This window comes from Sporolactobacillus terrae, assembly GCF_019930545.1.
GTDB classification, from domain to species: Bacteria; Bacillota; Bacilli; order Bacillales; family Sporolactobacillaceae; genus Sporolactobacillus; species Sporolactobacillus terrae.
Window position 1 is genome coordinate 2,829,163 of sequence record NZ_CP082837.1, and the last position, 22,905, is coordinate 2,852,067.

Sequence of the window (22,905 nt, forward strand, 5' to 3'; positions counted from 1 at the left end):
CATCGGATTTGTTACACTGAGAGCAAAGAGAGCGGCTGCTGAGCTATGCGATGATCCGCTTTCAAATCGATGGGCGGGAGGCGGCTGTAATGACGGCCACATCAATGCATGAGTGGAATCGAAGGCTGCTCCTCGGCTGCCTATGTCTTTCGCTGGCCGCATCCGTTCGTTTATCCGTGATGAGCCATTCGGGCGGCTTGATCACTGCAACTGTGCTTCCTGCTGTTTCGTTCGTGGTTTGTTTTGGCTTAGCCCTCTCTTTGTGGTTAGCGAATTGTTCGAAAAAAGGCGAACAGCTGCTTATTTGTTTCTTATGTCTGGTCGGCCTATTGTGGCAGTTGGCAGAAGCTGGTGATACATCCGCAGCGCGCAATGGTTTTCAAACGGCTGCTTTTGTTGGGGACGTTTTGAGTCTGCTGCTTCTGATGCATATTCTGGAACACTATTTATCTTACTGGGGGCTCGTTTGGCTGCCCCAATCGGTCAAATGGATTGTATCTGCTCCTGCTTTAGGTTTACTCGGTACGGCGGCCGGACTGCAGATTGCCGGATTCCCAGCGCTGAGACCGGCAGCGCTACTGCTTATGGCAGCATTAATGGCGCTGGCTCTTGCCGCGTCCGCTCACGTCATGATCGTCAGTCGTGAAGCGGCGTATCGGCCGATGCTGCACGTTCTGCTGTTCGGACTGCTGTTTTCTTGTGCACCGGCGCTCATTGGGGTGGTATGTACGCTGAACGGTGTCTCATCGATACCGATGCCGGTTCTTTTCCCTGGTCTTTTGCCGCTTCTTCTTGCTTATCTTGTATGCTCTGAGCGATTCATGGATCTCTCTTTTACATTGAAGCACGCATCCTACTGTGCGTTGATTGCCGCTCTTCCCTCCGTTTTCATCAGTATTGTATTCTATCATGTGTCCGCATGGGGAAATTTGGTTGCGGATCGCTCTGATGTTTTTGTTACCGGAATTTTGATGTTCCTTGTTTTATTTTTCATGCTGTACATAAAGCAGTATCTTGATTACTCATTAAGGAAGCGGCTAAATGCGAAGCAACAAGATGTGCAAATCGCCTTGAACCGTTTCCTGCAGTGGATTGAAAATGATGATGATTTAGAAAACATCGGACCGATCATCGAACGGGAAGTGGAGAACTGTTTGCCGGTTGAACGCGCACAGCTGCTTGTGTTGGGCAAGGAAGACGAGACAAATCCGTACTTCAGCTATGCATCACGTGGCGACCCGGGCGAAATAACCGCAACACAAGAAGGGTTCCGAATTCTATTATCTGAAAGTGCACTGGGGAAAATTGTGCTGGTTGCAAAATGGACACGACCGCGCCGACGATTGAATCCTGACGAACGGGTGTGGCTTGCCGCGCTGATCAGTTATGCGCAAATCGTGATTGAAAACAGGGCAAATATCAACGACTTGATGAAGAATCTGGAAGAAAGCGCGGCTCAGCGTGCTTTCGTGCCAATGACGATTAAGAAAATGATGTTGCGCATTTCAGAGCGAGAACGCTTTAAATGGTCGCGCCGATTACATGACCAAAACATGCAGGATCAGCTTGACATTGCCCGACAGCTTGATGCCTGGGGGAAAGAGAGCCGAGATCCACAGACTAAAGCGCTGATGGTGGGCTTTCGTGAACAAGTGTTGGACGGCGTCTATGTGCTGCGCCAGGTCATTAATGATCTGCATCCAGAATTTATCTATCGGACAGGACTGAAAAAAGCACTTTTGGAGCTCTTTGATAAAGTCAACTTGCGTGCTGACTTTAAGCTTTATGGTCATGTCGATGATCGGCTGGATGGGTTCCAAAATGAATGGGACATGGCGGTCTACCGTGTGGTACAAGAACTGCTGAATAATGCACAAAAACATGCGCAGGCACATTGTGTTCACTTGAATCTGATGAAAAAGAATGATCGGTTCATGCTCACTTATAGCGATGACGGGATCGGATTGAATGTGTCGGCCATTGGGAAATCCTTCGGTACGATGGGTCTCCCAGGTATGATCGGACGTGTTGAGGGAATGGGTGGACACCTTGCGATTGATTCACAGCCCGGGAGCGGTTTGAGAATCAGCATTCAATGGACTAAAAAAGGAGCTTATGCCTGATGTTCAAGGGAACAGCGGAAGCTATGATCCGAGCCAATGGAAAAAGGTGGGTTCACTCGGGTTTTCTGCTTGTCGTTATGGGTTACTCATTAACGCTGGCCATTCATTTTATGCTGGTGATTTTAAATCAGCCATATGTGGGCGTATACACGCTTCAAGATGGAAATAAGGTGACCGTATCTCAGGTTGCTCCATACAGTTGGGGAGAATCTGCGCGCATTCATCCGGGAGATACAATGCTCAGCATCGACGGACAACCAGCCTTTGAGAACAGAAATGTAAGAACATTCAATATGATCGGTCTTGCGCATGAGATGACCTTGGAGCGCGACGGAGCAGCGCGGTCTCTGGTTGTGGACAATAATTCGTCGCAATGGGCGCTGCTTTTTTATTTGGTTATTCCACTTGGATTTTTTGTTACCTGTTTTGTTGAAGTGCTTTTTTTATACTTGCGCAAAGAGAGCAAACCGGTTGTTCATGTGTTGATCGCTTTACTGGTTACATTGAGTCCGCTTTTATTTGAAATGGCGGCCAATGCACGGCATGACAGCTGGAGCCTCAGGCTGACCAGTTTCTCGATCCTGTTTACGCTTGTTTTCCTTGTTCATTTTCTTAGGGATTATTTCTTGCCTTGTGGGTTCCATCTGATTTCCAATTGGATGCTCGGCTGCCTGTATCTTTGTGCATCGATGATCTTCATCAACAGCTGTTTCTTTGTCTCACGCGAGGTCAATGCGTATTATCAGCAGGAGTTAGTTTTCTCTGTTTTCGTTTTCGGGTTATTGTGTATCCAGTTAGCGCGGTTGTATACACAAATTAAAGCATCGGAATATGGACGCGTGATTCATCTGTTGATTGTTGGTTTTATACTTTCAACGCTTCCGTTCATTGCTTTGTATGCCGTACCAAACATGATTATTGGGACTTCACTTGTCCCAGTTGAGTGGACAACGCCGTTTGTTATTATTCTGCCGATCACCTTATGCTCGATGATTTTGTCATCCGCATTTATTGATATGTCATTTTATATTGGACAGTTCGGCTACTATTGTGCGTTGAGCTTTATCATTACGTTAATGATGATGCTCACTTTTCTTGGCATGACGCAGCGCCATTTTACAGAACGCCCGGAGGCTGTTGTCCGTTTCGGTCTGATCTGTTTTGTTACGGCCCTGCTTATTCTTTACGTGAAAGAATATATTGATTATCGGCTTAGGGACATGCTTCATCCGCATCGCGCGGCAAGACAGCGTGCCTTGAATCGTTTTTTGCAAACCTCAAAGACGGAATACACCTTGCGCCATGTAGCCTTGATGCTACGCCACACGGTTCAATCGGAGCTTCCTGTTGAGGATGCGGGGATCGTGATCATTAAAGCAGATGGGCAGATCCGCTCAATGAACGCGCATGTTCATCCTGATTTGCTGCGTTTTGCTCGCGCAGCAGATGCAGAGCTGGAGGTAAGAAAAGCAGTCCGGAAAGGATTCAGAGCGGTGTTGAGAGCGCGCGACGCCGAACAGGTAATTTTCGTTGGAAAATGGGTCAAGCCCGGGCGTGCGCTGAACTTGGACGAACGGATATGGCTGGAGACCTTGATTAATTATGCGCGCGTTGTTGTCGATAATCTATATAAAACGGAAGGCTTGATGCGCGCATTTAAGCATCTTGAAGATGACCGTGCCAAGATTCCTCATTCAATGAACCGCTGGCTGTTCTCTATTTCAGAAAATGAGCGGGCACATCTATCTCGCGACATCCATGATACGAACATTCAGGACCAACTGGCCATTGCTCGTGAAATGGATGCAGCAATGAAAACGATTGATGATCCGGAGACGCGCTCGCGCATCAATACGATCCGTGACCGCATTCTTGATAATGCGGATATGATGCGTAAACTGATTCGAGAAATGTACCCTGCGGATATCTTTCATGGTGAACTCAGCAAAGCGCTTGATGCATTGTTCCGTCGAGTAAACTTGTCTGCGGACTTCTATCTTGAAACAGCCATTAGCCGAACGCCATGTAATCTGTCCAAGCAAAGTGCCTTGTGCCTGTTTCGTGCGGTGCAGGAATTGCTGGGGAACGCGATGAAACACGCGCATTGTTCGCGGGTTTGGTTGGGACTTACTTTTGATGATGCGTGCGGCGTGCTCAACTATCGCGATAATGGCATTGGATTCGATCCAAAAGCACTTGACCCTTACTTCAGCACCATGGGCCTGACCGGTATCGTCAGCAGGGTACAAGGGATTGGTGGGACAGTGGAATTTGGGACTCAGGAACTTGGAAGCGTCAGCGGCGGCTTTGCCCTGTGTATTAAGCTTCCGATCACAAACCAAAGCAAACGAAAGGAGTTGCAGAGATGACATCCGTACTTGTTATTGATGACCATGCAGTGGTTGCCAGTGGAACAAGAGCTGTACTGCAGAATGCAGGCTTTGAGGTCGAATCGCAGCCCTCTGCAAAAAATATTGCGGCCTTATTAAAAGAGAGGCGCTTTGACCTTTTCCTCATCGATTTGAATATGCCCGATATGGACGGGATGGCCGCCTCGGATTTGATTTTGGACCTCGATCCTGATGCAAAAATCATTATTTATACAGGCTATGAAACCGAAATTGAGCCGCTGTTTGCGTCAATGATTGAGCGGGGCATTGCCGGCGTTGTGAGCAAATCGGCTTCGATTGATTCGCTAATTGCGGCACTGAATGCGGCGTTGCGCGACGAGGTTCTGCTGCCAATATGGCTGTTTCAACGCCTGCATGTGCGCGACACGGAACGGAAAAGTGGTACGAATGTACACTTGAATCAGACAGAGCGTGAGATTCTCACGGGTGTGATGCGTGGTGAGACCAATCGTGATATTGCACGTAAGCTGCTCATCGGACAGCGTACCGTTGAAAAACATTTGACTGGAATCTTTCAGAAATTAGGCGTCCATTCGCGAATTGAAGCGGTTGAGCGAGTGAACGAATTAGGATTGATCAGAGTCCCAAAGAGGAATGCTTAGTCATAGTCGGAGAAGGGCACAGCGAAGGATCATTAAACGTTTTCTTCTGTTTTGTGCGGGGTCCCGCACGAAAAAGTGCGTGCAACCGCATCAGAAATGCGGAGTGATGCGGTTCAACTTATATTATGATTGATATAAGAACAGAACACGCGAGGAGTGGTGTGATGACCGATTTATACAATCCGACGATTGCTGAGTTTTTTGTCACCTATTGTCTGTTGCTTGGCGCCACGTTGCTTTGGGAAAAATATTTACGGCGAACGCTCACTTATCATCGCGGGGTCTTCTATTCGCTGTTGATCGGCTACGCAATGATTGCGCTTCTGCTTATGATTCAGCCGATGGGCAGTGCAGAACGTTCTGTTATTGCGCCGGACAGCCCGCTTATCAATCTTGAACCCTTTCGAATTATCGCAGCACAACTTCAGAGTGTTCAAGGACACTGGCTGATCATGTGGCATATTTTCCTTCCAATTCCTTTTGTATTCTTTGTTGGTTTTATTGGGCGCGGACGCTTGTCTTGGTCAGGTTTTCTGATGGTTGGCTTTGCGGCCTCGTTTGCGTCAGCATTATGCCTTTTTCTCATGAATGCGATCCCTCAATTTCCAAAACACCTCTTTGATATTGACCGGCTGATTCTCAATGGAATCGGCATTAGTTTAGGTACTTTGCTGTTCTGCTGGCTGGAAACGAAGTCATGGATGCGAGAATGTATCGTAAACACGCTGTCGGCCAGATAGTACGTAACCTGTTTTTAATGATTACCCTTCACAGTTCCTCTAAGATGATGAAATTCCCCGTTTGGAGTTGATTCTTATGAAACGTTCTGCCGGATTTATCATTGGTATTCTTCTTTTTCTTTTTAGTCTTGTGATTTTAAATGATCAAACGGTTTCACATACCTCAGCAATGATCCTCTTTGCCCTGTCTCTGCTCATCCTTGGTGCCACGGAATTGTTTGTTAAATTAGGTAAGAAATAAATTGCTGAAGCTTGCCTGATTGTTCAAGTGAGCGGACTTCCTAAAGTTATTCATGGTTGAAAATGGCCGGTCTATGCTAAAATGAGTGTATCAACAGTCAAGGAAGTTCCAGTATGGATCAAACGAAAACGCCCGTCTTGGACGGATTAACGAACTATCATCGAACACAGGTCTGCTCGTTTCATGTCCCGGGTCATAAGGACGGCCTCATTTTTTCAAAAAAAGCGTTGCCTTATTTTTCATCGCTGCTTTCACTCGATGCAACAGAGGTTGCCGATCTGGATGATTTGTATCATCCGGAGGGTATACTTGATGAGGCGCAACAGCTGCTGACTGACTATTATGGGACACGGGAAAGCTTGTTTCTTGTTGGTGGTTCGACGGTAGGCAACTTAACAATGATACTGGCGGCTTGTGCGCCGGGAGATCGCGTGTTTGTCCAGCGCGATAGCCATAAGTCGGTATTTAACGCGTTGAAACTGGCGGGGGTGCGGCCGGTATTCTTGGCACCGGCTGTTGCTGAGGAATCAGGATTTGCGCAAGGCATCGATCCGCAGACGCTGGATGAGGCGCTTGGCCGCTATCCGCAGGCAACGGCACTTGTTTTGACGTACCCGACGTACTACGGCGTAGCCGCGCGCTCGCTCAGTCAATTAATTGACCGAGCGCACCAAGCAGGACTAGTGGTCTTAGTGGATGAGGCGCATGGGGCTCACTTTAAACTTGGCGCTCCTGTTCCACCGAGCAGCTTGGATTTGGGTGCCGATCTTGTGGTTCATTCGGCGCATAAAATGCTGCCGGCAATGACGATGGGCGCTTATCTCCACATCAATTCAAACCGGGTGGCAAGTGTTAAGGTAAAAGCGGTGCTGGCAATGCTGCAAAGCTCGAGTCCGTCTTATCCGATCATGGCTTCGCTAGATTTGGCACGCTGCTGGCTGGCAACATTGCGTGCAAACCGGTTTAAAAGAATGCTTGCACACCGTGATGAATTTGCGCAGCAGCTGCAGGAAATTGATGGTTTGTCTGTGGAGCACGAGCAGCCGAACGACTTCTTGATGGATCCGTTTAAACTTGTGCTGCGTCTGCATACAAGCGAAAGTGGTTTTGCCGTGCAGCGCAAATTGCTCGATGCCGGCGTGTATCCGGAGATGGCCGATCCGCATCACGTGCTGCTTGTGCTTGGACTGACCGATGAAATCAATTATGAGGATGCAGTTCGCCGCATTGAACGGGTCTTGCGGTCATGCACGAAAACGATTCAGTCGAAGCAACGGCAGCTGCCTCCTTTTCCAGAGTGCAGCATATTAATGGGTTCGTACCGAGATTTGGCAGCACTGCCCCACAAATCGGTTGTGCAAAGTGAGGCGGTCGGTCGGATCGCGGCGGAACAAGTGATTCCCTACCCGCCCGGCATTCCGATCGTTGTTGAAGGCGAGCGCATCACTGAACGAAGTCTAGCGCTGATCCGTTATTGGCAGCAGGCGGGGGCGGCCTTCCAAAATGCGAGCACGAATGAAGGAAGGATAATGATCTATCAGCATGAGGGAGAATGAAACGGATGACAGATAAAGGACTTTTTATTACATTTGAGGGGCCGGACGGATCAGGAAAAACGACGCAGATCCACCAGCTTGCCGAAGAACTGGAGCGGCGTGGACGCAGCTTTATCCTTACAAGAGAACCGGGTGGAACAACGATTGGCGATGCAATTCGTTCGATCATCTTGAATCCGGAGCATACGGAACTCGCCGATCATACGGAGATTTTGCTGTATGCTGCATCAAGAAGTCAGCATGTATCTGAGAAAATTCAACCGGCACTGAAGGCAGGCAAGATCGTTCTGTGCGACCGGTTCGTCGATGCCTCAATTGCCTATCAGGGGTACGGTCTGGGTGAGATGGTTGCAACCGTCAAACAGATCAATGATTTTGCAACTGGCGGACTGACTCCGGATCGTACCTACATGATCGATATTGCACCGGAGATCGGCAGACAGCGTATGAAACGGCGCAGTGGCGTGGCTGAGTTGGGCGCGATGAAGGATGCTGCCGACTTGGATCGAATTGAAATGCGGGCGCTTGCTTATCATCAGCGCGTGCGGGAAGGATTTCACGCTATCTATGAAGAAAATAAACAACGGATCCGTCTCATTGATGGTGCCCAAGACCAAAAGCAAGTACACCGTATGATTTGTGACGACTTCTTTCAGTTTATCCGTCGATTTGATTAATACGGTTTAAGACCATGCGAAAGGAATGATGCAGATGAAGCTGATTGTTGCAGTGGTTCAGGATAAGGATAGTGCAAATCTCCAGCAGGCGCTTGTTGCTGCGAAACTTCATGCGACGAAACTGGCAAGTACTGGAGGGTTCCTGCGTTCCGGCAATACGACCTTTTTGATTGGTACCGAAGACAGGCGTGTGGACGAATTACTGGATTTAATTAAGCAGCATTGTCACAGCCGTAATCAGGTGATTTCACCAATCTCTTCGCTAGACGCGAATACGGACGGTTACATGATGCATCCGGTTGAGGTTGAAGTTGGCGGTGCAACGGTTTTCGTTCTCGACGTCGATCAATTTAAACATTTTTAGGATGAAGTATCGGGAGGATATCATTCATGGCTATTAAAATCAACCAGTCTGCCGGAATCAGCGATCCGCGCGCGCCGCGGGAACGTGCGGCAGTCCAGCCGCAGATATCGTTTGCCCGCACATTAAATGCTCAGAAGGGCTCGATGCAAAGTGATGCGCTCAAAGCCTTGCTGGATCAGGTAGATCAGCAGGCAAAGCGAGTGTCGGTATCGCGCACGGTTCGCGATCTGCAGCTCTACAAGAAACACATTCAAGCATTCCTTCAGGAAGCAGTGCAGAGCGGGCTAAGCACGTCGCAGGCACATTCATGGCAGCAGGGCGGCACTAAACAAACGCTGGTTCGGACCGTCAATCAGAAATTGATTACGCTGACCAATGAGTTGTTGGAGAAACAAAAGGATGAAGTGGATTTGCTTGATCAGCTGGATGAGATACGCGGCATGCTGATTAATCTGTATGTTTAAAAAAGCAGGACGGGATTTCGATGAGCCGTACAACAATAAAGGGATGCCGGCGCAACACATAAGAATCAGATCAGAGAGTGAGCGTGCAAGATCATGGATTGGCAACAGTTAAGCAAAGAGCAGCAAACAGTGGCAAAAGTGCTTCGGCATGCGATTGATCGAAAAGAACTGGCACATGCCTACTTGCTTGAAGGCCCAGCGGGAACCGGAAAGCATGAGACGGCCATGCTTGTGACACAAACCTTGTTTTGCGAGCAGCCGACTGATCTAGGGCCGTGCCTGACATGCAGGAACTGCCGGCGGATTGCATCCGGCAACCATCCTGATGTGATCTGGGTGGCCCCGGAAGAAGGAGCCGCATCGATTAAAAAAGAGCAGATTGCTTATTTGATGAAGGAGTTCGCTTACCGCGGCGTTGAATCTGGGCGCAAAGTATTTATCATTGAGCAAGCGGAAAAGATGACGGCACAGGCTGAAAACAGCTTACTCAAGTTTATCGAAGAGCCGCATTCCGGGACACTTGCCCTTCTTATTACCGAACAGATTCACCAGCTGCTCGATACCATTATTTCCCGCTGCCAGGTGCTTGCCTTTGTGCCTTTATCTGATCACGCAATTAGTCGACGCATGGACGAACAAGGATTGCCGAAGCCGCTCCTCAAACCAGCAGTTGCGCTTACACATGATTATGAAGAAGCAGTACGTCTCTGCAAAGAGGAATGGTTTGCCGAGGCGCGTTCTCAAGTGTTACAATTACTAAAAGGATTGTGCGAGTCCTTGGAGGCGGCACAACTCTATATTTATGAAAAATTCGCTCCCAACTTTGATGATAATCAGAAAATGACGGTCGGTTTGGACTTGATGCTTTACTGGTACAGAGATTTGCTTTCGTTGCACTTAAATCGACGAGAAGAAATTGTCTATGAAGATCAGATGGATCGATTAAAAGAGCAAATGCTCTCGTTTTCATCGAATCAGGCCGTTCAAGCGATGTCGCTTATTCTTGACGCGCGTAAACAATTGGATGCGCATGTCAACGGTGTAAGTGTGATGGAACGGCTGGTAATCAGGTTAGGAGGTACCCGATAAATGAATTACGATATTGTCGGCATTCGATTTAAGAAAGCCGGTAAGATCTACTATTTCGATCCGGATCAACGAGACATTCCGGTTGATGCTCATGTTGTTGTCGAAACGACGCGCGGCATTGAATGCGGAACCGTTGTGATCGGAAGAAAAACAGTCGATGAAGAAGATGTCGTTCTGCCTTTGAAAAAGGTCGTGCGTATTGCAACGGCATCGGATGAACAGCAGGTGCAAAAGAATAGAGGAGACGCACAGGCTGCAATGGATATTTGTCTTCAGAAAATCTACAACCACCACCTAGAAATGAAGCTGGTGGATGTTGAATATACATTTGACCGCAACAAAATTATCTTTTACTTTACTGCCGATGGACGCGTTGATTTTCGCGAATTGGTCAAGGATCTGGCATCCGTGTTCAAGACAAGAATCGAGTTGCGTCAGATTGGCGTACGCGACGAGGCCAAAATGCTGGGGGGGATTGGTCCCTGCGGACGCATGCTTTGCTGCTCGACTTTTTTGGGGGACTTTGAACCTGTATCCATTAAAATGGCGAAAGACCAAAACTTGTCTTTGAACCCTGCGAAAATCTCCGGGGTGTGTGGACGGCTGATGTGTTGCCTAAAGTATGAAAATGATCAATACGAATCTGCGAAAAAAGCGTTGCCGGATATTGGTTCTGTAATTAAAGTCAGTTACGGAGCCGGTCGAGTGGTTGGTTTAAATATTCTGCAGCATTTGGTTCAAGTTGAACTGAAAGAGCAGAAAAAAGTTGTTGAGTATACATTGGATGAGCTTATTGAAGAAGGGGTTATTTCTTCGCAAGCCACTAAATAAGAGGGTGGATGAACTTGGAGAAGAAGGACATTTTCTCACAAGTCAGTCATTTGGAAGAGCAGCTGGGGCAAATCTATGTTGACTTCGGAAATCTGAAGGCACAGCTTGCTTCGGTACTTGAAGAAAACCAGAATCTCACGCTTGAAAATGAGAATCTGAGAAAGCGCCTTGAGGACGGAAAGGCGCATTTTCAAGATGCACAGAATCAGGCGAAACTGAAAGGCACCGTTTCCGAGCCGGATATCGGCGAAGGATACGACAACCTGGCGCGACTCTATCAAGAAGGCTTTCATATCTGCAATTTGCATTATGGCAGCGTGCGCAAAGATGGTGACTGCTTGTTTTGCCTTTCCTTTCTCAATAAAAAATGAAAGAGGAACAAGAACGGAATTAGGGTGAAATGAATGAACGAACAGCAGGAACAGAACCATGAGCGGGTTGATTGCCTTTTCGATACCGATCTAAAGATTATTCAATCGAGCGAGCTTTTTCCTTTTTCGTTGGATTCTGTACTGCTGGCTCGCTTTGCCTATGTTCCCATTCAAAAAGGGCGGCTCGTGGATCTTTGTGCCGGGGGTGGTGTGATTCCCTTTTTATTATCACAGCGGACAAAGGGACGCATTATCGGCATTGAAATTCAGCCGGAAGTTTGCGCGTTGGCCCGCCGAGGCGCGGTTTTAAATCATTTAGAGGACCGAGTCACTTTTTTATGTGCAGATGCTAAGGATAGCGATGCACACATTGGGCGCGGCAGCTGTGATGTGGTTACTTGTAATCCGCCATATTTTACGGTTGATGCGGCGCGCGATATGAAGCTGAACCGGCATTTGGCGATTGCACGGCACGAATTGCTGATCACACTTGCCGATGTTCTCGAAATCAGTGCGCGTCTTCTGAAACCCGGTGGGAAGCTGGCGCTCGTACATCGTCCGGAGCGGCTGGTTGAGCTCATGTCCGGTATGCGCGCGCAAGGCATCGAACCGAAACGAATGCAATGGGTACATCCGCACAGACAGAAACCGGCCAACATGGTGCTGCTGGAAGGAACGAAGGGCGGGAAGCCCGGGCTTACGGTACTGAAACCGATTGTTGTTTATGATGCAGCAGGTCAATATACAGAGGATGTGCGGCAGAAGCAATGAACCATTACAGTGTTTATATTCTAGAATGTGCGGACGGCAGCCTTTACACAGGCTATGCGGCTGATGTTGCCAAGCGCTTTTCCCTGCATTGCAGCGGCAGAGGGGCGCGCTATACACGCAGTCATAAGCCCTTGCGCATCGTTTATCAGGAAGAACTGGAGAATAAATCGGCGGCCCTGCGTCGCGAATGGTCGATCAAACAGTTAACGCGCCAAGAGAAGTTGGCACTTATTCAAAGGAGCGGACATGATGTGGGAGCAGCGCAGTTTTCAAAGCGATAATGGAAAAGGATGTTTGTTTCTTGTCCCGACGCCGATTGGCAATCTGGAGGATATCACTTACCGAGCGCTTGATGTACTGAAAACAGCAGATCTTCTTGCTGCCGAGGATACACGGCACACCATGAAACTGTGTACCCATTTCAACATCCATACGCCGCTTGTAAGCTATCATGAGCACAATAAAAAAGCAAGTGGGGACAAGCTGCTTGCCGAGCTTGAAGATGGGAAAAATGTTGCCCTTGTAACGGATGCCGGGACACCGGGAATTTCCGATCCAGGAGCAGATCTTGCCGCTGCCTGCATCGCGCATCAGATTCGCGTCATCCCGCTTCCTGGTGCAAATGCAGCACTGAGCGGACTGATTGCGTCCGGGCTGTCCACCGATCACTTTTTATTTTACGGTTTTCTCCCGCGAGCGGGCAAAGCGCGTGCGCAGGTACTCGATGCGCTGCGGATGGTGCCTTATACGCTGATCTTCTATGAATCGCCGTTTCGCGTGAAGGATACGTTGAACGATCTTCGCCAAGTGTTCGGGAACCGGCAGATCTCAATTTCTCGCGAGCTGACGAAGCGTTATGAAACGTTTATCCGCGGGACGCTTGAGGAAGCGATCAACTTCTTTACGGGCGGTGATGCGCCAAAAGGTGAATTTTGCCTTGTTGTTGACGGCAGCGGTGATGATGAGACGCGTGAGGAAGAACTTTGGTGGTCGGCGCTGACGATTCAGGACCATGTGGACCACTATATTCGCGAAAAAGGCTGGCGCGCCAAAGAGGCGATTAAGCAGGTGGCGATCGATCGCGCACAGCCGAAGCGGGATATTTATCGCATTTACCATCAAATTGAATCGCAATGAACGGGGATGCGCAGACGGATGCGGATCCTTTTTGAATAGACTTTTGCTACTTGGAAAGGCTTGGAATAAGCACAGCCAAACGCATTCTTTAATATATGAGGGCAAGGCATTCACTTTCTTGACATTCATACATGCGAAACGTATAGTTTTTAAAGATAGGGATCATTTGGAAACGGAAAGAAATAAGGAGGCTGCACGGGCTAATGACGGAGGAACGTAAATCTTTTTATCTGACAACGCCTATATACTATCCAAGCGGTAGACTACATATCGGTCATGCGTACACAACGGTGGCCGGAGACGCGATGTGCCGGTATAAACGGCTGCGCGGTTATGATGTCATGTTCTTGACCGGAACGGATGAACATGGACAGAAGATCGAGGAGAAAGCTAAAGCAAAAGGCGTAACGCCGATCAAATACGTCGATGGTATGGTTGCCCAAATCAAGCAGCTTTGGAAAAAACTCGACATCTCCTATGATGACTTCATTCGCACGACTGAAGAACGTCATACAAAGGTTGTTCAGAAAATCTTTGCACAGCTGGAACGCCAAGGCGATATTTATCTTGGTCAATACGAAGGTTGGTACAGCATTCCTGACGAAACTTATTATACCGAGTCGCAGCTGGTCGATATTGAAAAGAACGCAAAAGGCGAAGTTATCGGCGGAAAAAGCCCGGACAGCGGCCACAAAGTTGAAAAGGTTAAGGAAGAATGCTACTTCTTTAAGATGAGCAAATACGCGGATCGCCTGCTTCAATACTATGAAGAACACCCGGATTTTATTCAGCCGGAATCGCGTAAAAATGAAATGATTAACAACTTTATCAAGCCGGGGCTGGAGGATCTTGCGGTATCACGTACCTCTTTCTCATGGGGCATCCCGGTGCCGAACAATCCGAAACATGTGGTCTATGTATGGCTGGATGCACTGACCAACTATATTACGGCGCTTGGCTACGGTTCAGAAGACGACACCAATTATAAGAAGTTCTGGCCGGCCGATGTGCACCTTGTGGGTAAAGAAATTGTTCGCTTCCATACGATTTACTGGCCGATCATGCTGATGGCACTTGGTCTTCCGCTGCCTAAGAAAGTATACGGACACGGCTGGTTGTTGATGAAGGACGGAAAAATGTCTAAATCGAAGGGGAATGTTGTCGATCCGGAACCTTTGATTGATCGTTATGGGCTGGACGCGCTGCGTTACTATCTGCTGCGCGAAGTACCGTTCGGCTCCGATGGTATGTTCACACCGGAAGCTTTTGTCGAACGTATTAATTTTGATCTTGCAAACGATCTCGGCAACCTGTTGAACCGAACGGTTGCAATGTGCGGTCAATACTTTGACGGGAAAGTACCTGCCTATGCGGGTCATGTCACCGACTTTGATGCAGCCCTTGAGGATGCACTGGAGACAACGCTTGCGACCGTTGAAGAACAGATGGAAAATCTGCAGTTCTCGGTTGCGCTTTCGGCAATCTGGAAACTCGTCGGACAAACGAATAAATACATCGATGATACGCAACCTTGGGTACTTGCTAAGGATGAAGCGAAGAAAGAGGCGCTGGGTTCGGTGATCGGGCATCTTGTGAACACGATTCGCGCGGTCGCAATTATGATTCAGCCGTTCTTCACGTCGACCCCGAAGAAAATGTTTACGCAGCTCGGCGTGACTCAAGCTGAAGATCAGGCGTGGGATTCAATCCGTGATCTGAGCGCAAACAAGGGCCAGTGGACGGTGCAAAAGGGAGAACCGATCTTCCCGCGTCTTGATCTGAAGGAAGAGGTTGCTTATATCAAGTCGCAAATGCGCGGCGCATCCGATACAAAACCGAACGGCAACAAAGAAAGCAAATCAAAGGCGAAAAAGAATGCCGAAGCACCGGCGCAAATTAATCTGGATGATTTTCAAAAGATTGACCTGAGGGTCGCTGAAGTCTTGCAGGTGGATAAAGTTAAGGGCGCCGACAAGCTGTTGAAACTACAGCTTGATCTTGGCTATGAAAAGCGCCAGGTGGTTTCCGGTATTGCGGAATTCTACAAGCCGGAAGAGCTTGTTGGTTTAAAGATCATTGTGATCGCCAACTTGAAACCGGTCAAACTGAGAGGCGAGTTGTCTCAAGGCATGCTGCTTGCAGGCGATGCAAACGGGACGCTTAAGGTAGCAACGGTGTCCGGGCCGTTACCGAACGGAACGAAAATTCGCTAAGCTGTAATAAGGATACAAAAGCAAGCGGGAGATGAGCGAACACACGCGCAGATCCCGCTTTTTTGTAGAATCAGACGATTTAAAAGCACGGCAGAGACGCAGCTTTGGACGAAACGTGCTGGATTATTGCGGCGAATGATGCAAGTCAAGAAGCCCCCGCATGCCCCTGCGTGACTGAGGAAACGCCGGATGTCCACGGGGCGTGCCTTGTTGATGTGAGCAGCTGAAGCGCTGCTGCTTAAATGGATGAATTGGCCACATACACGAGTGGGAGTAAAGGATCAACCAGCCCGGTTTTTCTGAGCATAACCGTGCGTAAGCATAGAGGAGGATGCTTCATGCTCTTTGATACACATACACATATTAATGATGAATCGTTTGATGCAGATTTTTCAGAAGTCCTTGCGCGTGCCCAGCAAGCCGAAGTTGGCCGAATGATCGTTGTCGGTGTGGATCGGCCAACGATTGAACGCGTCTTTCCAATCATTGATCAGCATAAGTTTATCTATGGTGCGATCGGATGGAATCCGGAGGACGCAATCGATATGACTGATGCCGATTTCGCGATGATCAAACGAGGACTGACGCATCCGGGAATCGTTGCGCTCGGTGAAATTGGTCTTGACTATCATTGGGATAAATCACCGAAATCCGTGCAGCATGACGTCTTCCGCAGACAGATTCGGCTCGCAAAGGATGCCGGCCTGCCGCTTATCATTCACAGCCGCGAAGCGACAGAGGATGTGGCGCGGATTCTGAGTGAAGAGCATGCGGAAACCATTGGCGGCGTGATGCACTGCTACAGCGATGACTGGACATGGGCAGAACGGTTTATCGGCTTAAACTTTTACATTAGCTTTGGCGGGCCGGTCACGTTTAAAAATGCACAGCTGCAGCGCGAAACGGCAACTAAAGTACCGATCGAGCGTCTGCTGATTGAAACCGATTGTCCGTTTCTCAGTCCCCATCCGTTTCGCGGCAAACGTAATGAACCGGCGCGAGTACGGCTGGTTGCGGAAAAAATTGCCGAGTTGAAAGGCCTGTCACTTGAAGAAGTTGCAGAGCAAACGACGCAAAACGCATTGCGCTGCTTCCGAATTGATGAATCCTCTGAAAATGGTTAACCAAGGAGAAAACTTATGATTGTGAAAGAAATTATTGTCGTCGAAGGCCGAAGCGATACCGAAGCCATTCGCCGGGCGCTTGATGCCGACACGATTGAAACGAACGGCTCACGCGTCAGCAGACGGACGATCCGGGCGATTCAAAATGCGCAGAAGCGCCGCGGGGTCATCGTTTTTACTGATCCCGATTACCCCGGAGAACGGATTCGCAAGATAGTCAGTCAGGCGGTACCGGGCTGCAAGCATGCCTTCATTACTCGTGCCGAAGGACAAGGCGGGTCAAACGAGAGTCTGGGAATCGAGCATGCGACTCCGCGCACGATCCTTCGATCCTTAGCAAAGGTTTACACGCAATTCGAGGAACCGGAGGAACAGATCAGCATGCAAACACTGAGAAGCCTAGGCCTGCTTGGCAGCAAAGCATCGCGCAGGATCCGGGAGCAGCTCTGCGACCAACTGAACATCGGCTACGCCAACGGCAAGCAGCTCTACAAGCGGCTGCGTATGTTCCAAATCTCTGAACGTGACCTGAAGCAGGCAATGGATGCCATTGGAGCAAAGGAGCAATCATCATGAATAAAAGAATTTCCTCACCAAAAAGAATGCAGGACGTTATACGCAAGCATCAGTTTACGTTAAAGAAAAGTCTTGGTCAGAACTTTTTAATTGATGAGAACATCCTAAATAATATTGCATCCTCAGCTTCAATCGATGAAAACAGCTATGTCCTCGAAATTGGACCCGGAGCCGGGGCGCTGACGCAGGTCCTTGCCGGCCGTGCCAAAAAGGTCATCGCGGTGGAAATTGACCGTCGATTGGCGCCGGTCCTTAACGACACGCTGCAGGATTTCGATAATGTCTCGATCCATTTCGGTGATGTACTTGAGTTGGATGTCGCTCAAATCCTAGCACAGGAATGCCCGCCGGGAACGTCCGTAACAGTTGTTGCCAATCTGCCCTATTACGTCACGACCCCTATTCTGATGAAGCTGCTCACGGATGGTCTATCCATTAAAACGATTGTTGTAATGATTCAAAAAGAGGTCGCCAGTCGATTGCAGGCCGATCCGGGCGAAAAGAGCTATGGTTCATTGTCTATTGCCGTTCAGTATCTTGCTGAGGCGAAAATCGTGATGACGGTTCCGAAGACGGTGTTCGTACCACAACCGAATGTTGATTCAGCGGTGATTCGCTTGGACGTCCGTCCGCAGAAAAAAATTCGCGTCGATGATGAAGCATTCTTTTTTAGAGTGGTGCGTGCCAGCTTTGCGCAGCGCAGGAAGACGCTGCTCAACAACTTGATGAACAATCTTTGGTCCAAAGAACGAAAAAACGATCTGCTTACGGCAATGGAGGCGGCACGGATTGATCCGCGCCGGCGAGGCGAGACGCTGTCGATTGAAGAGTTTGCGGCGCTCAGCAGTCAATTGCAGAAGCTGAAAGGATAACCGCTATACCCCATTTGCAGCGGGTGATTTAAAAGACGTCTCAAAGTCAAAAGTAGACTTTGAGACGTCTTTTTTGCAGGAAAATAAAGTATAGATTTTGCCCCGTTTTCAGACCGCTAGAGCCGTGTCTTGACCGAGCATCAAAGCGGAGGTGCTCTGGCGCCTGCGGGATCGCGCCTTGTTGATGCGCGCGAGGAAGACCCCACAGGAATTTGTGTGTTCGAGGAGGCTCGCGGTGCGCCCGCGGCAAGCGAGTAATCGGAGCGTACACAAAAACCAGGATGGTTTAAGGACCAAGCACAGCCTAGTTTTTCTCACGGCAGCCTTGTCCATGAATATTCATAGACGATCGATCATAGCATGAAAAGGATGACTCTGATGGAGTATGCAGTGCCGGATGCGCGTGGAAAGAGGGAGTAGAACATGACGGTTCAAGTTGGAGATCTTGTGGCACGGACTTCGTACCATTGCGACCTTCCTTTTCGTGTGGTGGCGATTCACGAAGAAACAAAAAGCGCCGAACTGAACGGCCATGACGTGCGTCTCTATGCAGATGCACCCCTGGACGATTTAGTACCAGTGACCGAGGATGAACGGGAACAGTATGAAAAAATGACGAGCTCGAAGGAGGATGAATCCTACAAGCTGTTCAGGCAGGATTACAAGCAAATGAAAATGAAACACGGTTACACGGCCACCAACGGTTATCGTGACCAAACCTCATACTTTGAAATGCCGGGGCGTGTGCTTCATATTGACGGTGATCCTTATTATTTGAAAAAATGCCTTACCTTTTACAAAAAACTGCATGTACCGGTGATTGGTAAATATATACCTGAATCAGAGATGCCTGATCTGGCTCCAAGGCTGGTGGCTCAAATCAGACCCGATATTCTCGTCCTAACGGGTCACGACGCATTTATGAAAAACAAAGGAACGGCAAGCGATCTTAAAGCGTATCGCAACTCCAGCTTTTTTATTCGAACAGTCAAAGAAATCCGCTATCATTGGCCGAGCCTTGATCAAATGGTTATTTTCTCCGGCGCCTGTCAATCACATTTTGAATATTTGATTCGGGCAGGGGCGAACTTTGCTAGTTCACCTGATCGCATCAACATTCACGCGCTTGATCCGGTCTATCTGGCAGCTCGAATCAGTTTCACATCATTTATGGATCGTGTCAACGTCTGGGATGTTCTGAAAAATACATTGACCGGCGCAGGCGGCTTAGGTGGGGTGGAGAGCCGTGGCATGCTGCGTACCGGACTGCCGTTTCCATCGGAATAAAGCCATGGTTTCGAGCAAAAAGTCGAATGATGAAGAAAAAAATATCTGTCGTTTGCCACAAATATATTGACAGCTGTAAGGGTTTCCTGCTATAGTTAATTCTATTTGATTTTTTGACGTCCATTGTGGTATACTTATAATTAAGCGAGGTGGATTGTCGAGATGGGAAAAACCATTGATGATATCAAAGGCGTCCTTGATGAACGTGTCGGCGAACGTTTGACATTGAAAGCAAACGGTGGAAGACGCAAAACCATTCAACGCATCGGTGTTTTGGAAGGAACCTATCCGTCTGTTTTCACGGTCAGGCTGGATAAGGAGTCAAGCGCATATGATCGTGTGTCCTACAGCTACACAGATGTATTGACGGACGCAGTAGAACTCACCTTTTTGGAGGAGATGGCGAGCGGTCAATGATGACCGGCTGTCTGATTTTGATGACAAACATTATAAATAACAGCGGATACGCGCACCCTTTTTGTTCATGATCGGCAACAAAATTGTGATGCGCGTTTATGCTGCCTGAATCTTTTGCCAAAATTTATTTTAACACGATTTTCGAATAGAAGGAAGTCAATCGGTATAACCTAATTTCTGCTCGACCATTGAAAGGAGTTGTACCGATCATGTCCAGACGAAGAGGCATTATGTCTGAGTCATTTAAAGAGGAACTTGCCAAAGAGCTGGGGTTTTATGATACGGTGAAATCTGAAGGATGGGGTGGCATCAAAGCCCGCGATGCGGGGAATATGGTGCGCCTTGCCATCGAGAAAGCTGAAACAACAATGAACGGAACGAAAAATCAGCACGATGATTGAGCGTGAAAGAGGGGATTCTGTCCGTCAAACGGATAGGACCCCTTTTTCTTCTGGTTCGTTTCCTTTATAGTGTAAATAGTTAATGGGGGAAGTGGGGGAACCGTTTGAAAGTACTTGAAAAAGCGCCGGCGAAAATTAATCTTTCTTTGGACGTGCTCGGCAAGCGTGGCGATGGATACCATGAAGTAAGAATGATCATGACGTCGATTGACTTGGCCGATCGCGTGGAATGCGGCGATTTGCCCGAGAATCAAATCGAAGTACGCGCATCGGTACCGTACGTGCCTGAGGATGAGCGCAACTTCGCCTATCAAGCGGCACACTACATTAAAGCGAAGTATGGGATCCGCTGCGGCGTCGAGATTGCAATTACAAAGAATATCCCCGTCGCCGCAGGACTTGCAGGCGGCAGTACGGATGCTGCGGCAACGATCCGCGCATTGAATCGGCTGTGGAAGCTGGGCATGTCCTACCAAGAGATGCTGGCTGTTGCGGAGCAAATCGGATCCGATGTTGCCTTTTGTCTCAAAGGTGGAACGGCTCTAGCAACCGGTCGTGGCGAACAATTGGAGGCGCTCCCACCCTTGCCGCCTTGCTGGGTTGTGCTGGTCAAGCCGACGGTCTCCGTTTCGACAGCCCAGATCTATAAAGACCTAGACAGTCGTCCAATTGAACATCCGGATGTGGATGCGATGCTGCACGCGATTGATGCTGGTGATTTTGAATCGATTTGCCGCTTGCTTGGCAATTGTCTGGAACCGGTGACGATGCGTAAGGTTGCCGACATTACGAAGATCAAATCACATATGGAAGAAATCGGTGCTGAAGGCATTTTGATGAGCGGCAGCGGACCAACTGTATTTGCACTTACACAGCATGAGTCCCGGATGCAGCGTTTGATCAATGGAATGAGAGGATATTGCTCGCAAGTCTATGCTGTTCGCCTATGTAAACCGTTTCCTCTTGTTTAAATACGAATAATGGTGTAGAATTGCTTTAAAATATTCGGGTTTTGGAGGAACATGATGAAACTTAAGCGGAGCAGCAGACTTGTTGATATGACGGCGTATTTGTTGCGGCATCCTCAACAAGTGATCTCGCTTTCCTATTTTTCGGAACGGTATCAGTCGGCCAAATCCTCGATCAGCGAAGATCTGACGATTATTAAAGAGAATTTTGAGTCTCAGGAAATTGGTCGTCTTCAAACACAGGCAGGGGCTGCTGGAGGCGTCTGCTATATGCCGTATATGGGACTTGCGGAAGTTGAACGGCTGCTGGGCACTCTGCGCCAGCAAATGACGCAAAAGGATCGGCTTCTCCCGGGCGGCTATCTTTATATGACCGATTTGCTTGGCAAGCCGGCGTATATCAATGCGATTGGACGTCTGATTGCTTCGGTTTTTATTGATGAGAAACTGGACGCGGTCATGACGATGGAAACCAAAGGGATTCCGCTCGCCTATGCCGTTGCTTCGCAGCGCAGCATTCCTGTTGTGATCGTGCGGCGCAGCAGCAAGGTAACGGAAGGCTCTACGGTAAGTATTAACTACATATCCGGATCCTCAAAACGGATCCAAACGATGGTTCTGCCACGAAGAAGTCTGAAGGAACATGCACGTGTCCTCATTGTCGATGACTTTATGAAAGCGGGAGGAACGATGAAGGGCATGACAAGTATGATTCAGGAATTCGGTGCGGAAGTTGCCGGCATGGCGGTGTTGGTTGAAACAAAGGAAGAACAACCGAAACTGGTCGACCGTTATGTATCACTGCTTAAATTAGCCATCCCTGATCGTCAGGAAACGCCGATCATTGAAAACGGTAACGTATATGATTGGCTGCCGAAGCAGCACGTGAACCCAACAAACGTATAAACAAAAGATCGGGCATCAGAATCGCTATGATGTTCGGTGTGTGTCAAAATTGATTGAAAATATTCATATTTCTTTTTCCTATTAGCAGGATTTCCCACTTTTGTGTTGAAACAAGTAGTAAGAACCATGAGTTACGCATTAGGGAAAAGGGTGGTGTCTTACTAATGGAAATAACAGATGTCAGATTGCGACTTGTGCATACTGACGGGCGAATGAGGGCGATTGCTTCGATCACTTTTGACAAAGAATTTGTTGTTCACGATATTCGTGTGATCGATGGAAATAACGGAACCTTCGTAGCGATGCCAAGCAAACGGACACCGGACGGGGAATTTAGGGATATCTGCCACCCCATCACATCCGGAACTAGAGAGAAAATACAGTCCGCAATTCTGAATGAATATGAACACGCGTGTGAAGAGGATCCTTCTTTTGAGCAAGCAGGAGCTTCATAAAAACTGCAGAAGCAGCACTTCTAGGCAGCTTTTAAATCTTTTTGTTCTGTTGATCTGTATCATTCCACTTCATTTTATGAACACATCTGAGAAAAGAGAGCCGATTAGGTTCTTTTTTTCTTAGAATTAGAAACATTCATGATAGGATTTTCTGATCGGTTAACCGGCAAGACACATATGCAGACGGACGCTCATAAGTTTTAGAGAGATCCTGTAAAGACATGGCAAATTTACTCGTTGAGACGGGGGAAACGGCAAGATCGTACAGCAATTCGTTTTTCGTTTGGACGATCTTGAAAAAGGGCTGTT

Annotated in this window: 25 protein-coding genes; all 25 read left to right on the forward strand. The window is 48.4% G+C overall.

What is annotated here, in order from left to right; translation table 11 throughout:
- Positions 1 to 89: 89 nt before the first annotated feature.
- Positions 90 to 2,123, forward strand: coding sequence for a sensor histidine kinase (locus K7399_RS13465; RefSeq protein WP_028977052.1), 2,034 nt, complete (start codon positions 90 to 92; stop codon positions 2,121 to 2,123).
- Positions 2,123 to 4,492: an ATP-binding protein gene (locus K7399_RS13470; protein ID WP_028977051.1), complete on the forward strand. Its 2,370-nt coding sequence runs from the start codon at positions 2,123 to 2,125 to the stop codon at positions 4,490 to 4,492. The genes K7399_RS13465 and K7399_RS13470 overlap by 1 nt, the downstream gene beginning before the upstream one ends.
- Positions 4,489 to 5,136 (forward strand): response regulator transcription factor, encoded by a 648-nt coding sequence (locus K7399_RS13475; protein WP_028977050.1) that lies wholly within the window; start codon positions 4,489 to 4,491, stop codon positions 5,134 to 5,136. The genes K7399_RS13470 and K7399_RS13475 overlap by 4 nt, the downstream gene beginning before the upstream one ends.
- A 164-nt stretch (positions 5,137 to 5,300) precedes the next feature.
- Positions 5,301 to 5,876 (forward strand): VanZ family protein, encoded by a 576-nt coding sequence (locus K7399_RS13480; RefSeq protein WP_028977049.1) that lies wholly within the window; start codon positions 5,301 to 5,303, stop codon positions 5,874 to 5,876.
- 76 nt (positions 5,877 to 5,952) lie between these two features.
- Positions 5,953 to 6,117, forward strand: coding sequence for a hypothetical protein (locus tag K7399_RS13485; protein WP_156031426.1), 165 nt, complete (start codon positions 5,953 to 5,955; stop codon positions 6,115 to 6,117).
- Between the two features lie 113 nt (positions 6,118 to 6,230).
- Positions 6,231 to 7,673 (forward strand): aminotransferase class I/II-fold pyridoxal phosphate-dependent enzyme, encoded by a 1,443-nt coding sequence (locus K7399_RS13490; protein WP_028977048.1) that lies wholly within the window; start codon positions 6,231 to 6,233, stop codon positions 7,671 to 7,673.
- A 5-nt stretch (positions 7,674 to 7,678) separates the two neighbouring features.
- On the forward strand, positions 7,679 to 8,350 hold the full coding sequence (gene tmk / locus K7399_RS13495; protein ID WP_028977047.1) for a dTMP kinase: 672 nt from the start codon (positions 7,679 to 7,681) through the stop codon (positions 8,348 to 8,350).
- A 34-nt stretch (positions 8,351 to 8,384) separates the two neighbouring features.
- Positions 8,385 to 8,714: a cyclic-di-AMP receptor gene (locus K7399_RS13500; RefSeq protein ID WP_028977046.1), complete on the forward strand. Its 330-nt coding sequence runs from the start codon at positions 8,385 to 8,387 to the stop codon at positions 8,712 to 8,714.
- A gap of 26 nt (positions 8,715 to 8,740) precedes the next feature.
- The gene (locus tag K7399_RS13505) at positions 8,741 to 9,178 is read left to right on the forward strand and encodes a YaaR family protein (protein ID WP_028977045.1); all 438 of its coding nucleotides are present in this window, start codon (positions 8,741 to 8,743) and stop codon (positions 9,176 to 9,178) included.
- A gap of 93 nt (positions 9,179 to 9,271) precedes the next feature.
- Complete coding sequence (holB, locus tag K7399_RS13510; RefSeq protein ID WP_028977044.1) at positions 9,272 to 10,267, forward strand: DNA polymerase III subunit delta'; 996 nt, start codon at positions 9,272 to 9,274, stop codon at positions 10,265 to 10,267.
- On the forward strand, positions 10,268 to 11,098 hold the full coding sequence (locus K7399_RS13515) for a PSP1 domain-containing protein (RefSeq protein WP_028977043.1): 831 nt from the start codon (positions 10,268 to 10,270) through the stop codon (positions 11,096 to 11,098). It begins immediately after the preceding gene.
- 14 nt (positions 11,099 to 11,112) lie between these two features.
- Positions 11,113 to 11,469, forward strand: a complete 357-nt coding sequence (gene yabA / locus K7399_RS13520) for a DNA replication initiation control protein YabA (protein ID WP_028977042.1) — start codon at positions 11,113 to 11,115, stop codon at positions 11,467 to 11,469.
- 33 nt (positions 11,470 to 11,502) lie between these two features.
- A complete protein-coding gene (locus K7399_RS13525) occupies positions 11,503 to 12,240 on the forward strand; it encodes a tRNA1(Val) (adenine(37)-N6)-methyltransferase (protein ID WP_028977041.1) in 738 nt (245 codons plus the stop codon).
- Complete coding sequence (locus K7399_RS13530) at positions 12,237 to 12,521, forward strand: GIY-YIG nuclease family protein (protein WP_028977040.1); 285 nt, start codon at positions 12,237 to 12,239, stop codon at positions 12,519 to 12,521. The genes K7399_RS13525 and K7399_RS13530 overlap by 4 nt, the downstream gene beginning before the upstream one ends.
- The gene (rsmI, locus tag K7399_RS13535) at positions 12,490 to 13,377 is read left to right on the forward strand and encodes a 16S rRNA (cytidine(1402)-2'-O)-methyltransferase (RefSeq protein WP_028977039.1); all 888 of its coding nucleotides are present in this window, start codon (positions 12,490 to 12,492) and stop codon (positions 13,375 to 13,377) included. The genes K7399_RS13530 and rsmI overlap by 32 nt, the downstream gene beginning before the upstream one ends.
- A gap of 203 nt (positions 13,378 to 13,580) precedes the next feature.
- Positions 13,581 to 15,590 (forward strand): methionine--tRNA ligase, encoded by a 2,010-nt coding sequence (metG, locus tag K7399_RS13540; protein ID WP_028977037.1) that lies wholly within the window; start codon positions 13,581 to 13,583, stop codon positions 15,588 to 15,590.
- A gap of 338 nt (positions 15,591 to 15,928) precedes the next feature.
- Positions 15,929 to 16,714, forward strand: a complete 786-nt coding sequence (locus K7399_RS13545; protein ID WP_028977036.1) for a TatD family hydrolase — start codon at positions 15,929 to 15,931, stop codon at positions 16,712 to 16,714.
- Between the two features lie 15 nt (positions 16,715 to 16,729).
- On the forward strand, positions 16,730 to 17,290 hold the full coding sequence (gene rnmV, locus K7399_RS13550) for a ribonuclease M5 (RefSeq protein ID WP_028977035.1): 561 nt from the start codon (positions 16,730 to 16,732) through the stop codon (positions 17,288 to 17,290).
- The gene (gene rsmA, locus K7399_RS13555) at positions 17,287 to 18,162 is read left to right on the forward strand and encodes a 16S rRNA (adenine(1518)-N(6)/adenine(1519)-N(6))-dimethyltransferase RsmA (RefSeq protein ID WP_028977034.1); all 876 of its coding nucleotides are present in this window, start codon (positions 17,287 to 17,289) and stop codon (positions 18,160 to 18,162) included. The genes rnmV and rsmA overlap by 4 nt, the downstream gene beginning before the upstream one ends.
- 423 nt (positions 18,163 to 18,585) lie before the next feature.
- Positions 18,586 to 19,449 carry a sporulation peptidase YabG gene (gene yabG / locus K7399_RS13560; RefSeq protein WP_028977033.1) on the forward strand — a complete coding sequence of 288 codons (864 nt, stop codon included), beginning with the start codon at positions 18,586 to 18,588 and terminating at the stop codon, positions 19,447 to 19,449.
- 162 nt (positions 19,450 to 19,611) lie between these two features.
- Complete coding sequence (locus tag K7399_RS13565) at positions 19,612 to 19,866, forward strand: Veg family protein (protein ID WP_028977032.1); 255 nt, start codon at positions 19,612 to 19,614, stop codon at positions 19,864 to 19,866.
- Positions 19,867 to 20,075: 209 nt separating this feature from the next.
- On the forward strand, positions 20,076 to 20,267 hold the full coding sequence (locus K7399_RS13570) for a small acid-soluble spore protein, minor alpha/beta-type SASP (protein WP_010025675.1): 192 nt from the start codon (positions 20,076 to 20,078) through the stop codon (positions 20,265 to 20,267).
- 104 nt (positions 20,268 to 20,371) lie between these two features.
- A complete protein-coding gene (gene ispE / locus K7399_RS13575) occupies positions 20,372 to 21,238 on the forward strand; it encodes a 4-(cytidine 5'-diphospho)-2-C-methyl-D-erythritol kinase (protein ID WP_028977031.1) in 867 nt (288 codons plus the stop codon).
- Positions 21,239 to 21,292: 54 nt separating this feature from the next.
- Positions 21,293 to 22,141 (forward strand): pur operon repressor, encoded by an 849-nt coding sequence (gene purR / locus K7399_RS13580; protein WP_028977030.1) that lies wholly within the window; start codon positions 21,293 to 21,295, stop codon positions 22,139 to 22,141.
- Between the two features lie 164 nt (positions 22,142 to 22,305).
- On the forward strand, positions 22,306 to 22,596 hold the full coding sequence (spoVG, locus tag K7399_RS13585; protein ID WP_010025671.1) for a septation regulator SpoVG: 291 nt from the start codon (positions 22,306 to 22,308) through the stop codon (positions 22,594 to 22,596).
- Positions 22,597 to 22,905 lie beyond the last annotated feature (309 nt).